Genomic DNA, 519 nt, shown 5'->3' on the forward strand with positions numbered 1-519 from the left:
CTGATTCCCTTTCTCATCAAAAATAGTCCATTTATTATCTTTCTTTGCTATATAATATGGACTTTCTCTTCCTACTAAGCCATATGGAGAGATATCATCATACCATTCCTTTGTTATCATATTTCCATTTTCATCAAATATCGCCTTCTTCCCATCTTTCTTTGCAAGATAGTAATTACTTTCTCCTTTAACCAGTCCATCTGAATATATATCATCAAATAACTCTGATATTCTATTACCACTCTCATCAAAAATAGCCACACCCCTACTCTTTGCGATATATAGGTTGCTTTCTCCACTAACTAAACCTTCTAAAGAAACACTGTAAAACCATTTCTTAGTTATCATATTCCCATCTTTATCAAAGATTGCATATCTATTACCTTTCTTTGCCACATATAGATTACTTTCCCCTCCTACTAAACCAGCTGAGTAAATGGTATCATACCACTGAGTTATTCTCTTTCCATCTTTATGAAAAATAGCCCACTTATAATCTTTTTCTGCAATAAAATAATC

Annotated in this window: 1 protein-coding gene; it reads right to left on the minus strand. The window is 32.4% G+C overall.

Translation table 11 applies throughout. The features are described from left to right. Window positions 1-519, minus strand: a 519-nt coding sequence (locus tag ACP5P5_RS13770; RefSeq protein WP_428286690.1) for a hypothetical protein, incomplete at both ends; no start/stop codon positions are given.

Source organism: Hydrotalea sp. (genome assembly GCF_049968455.1).
GTDB lineage: Bacteria > Bacteroidota > Bacteroidia > Chitinophagales > Chitinophagaceae > Hydrotalea.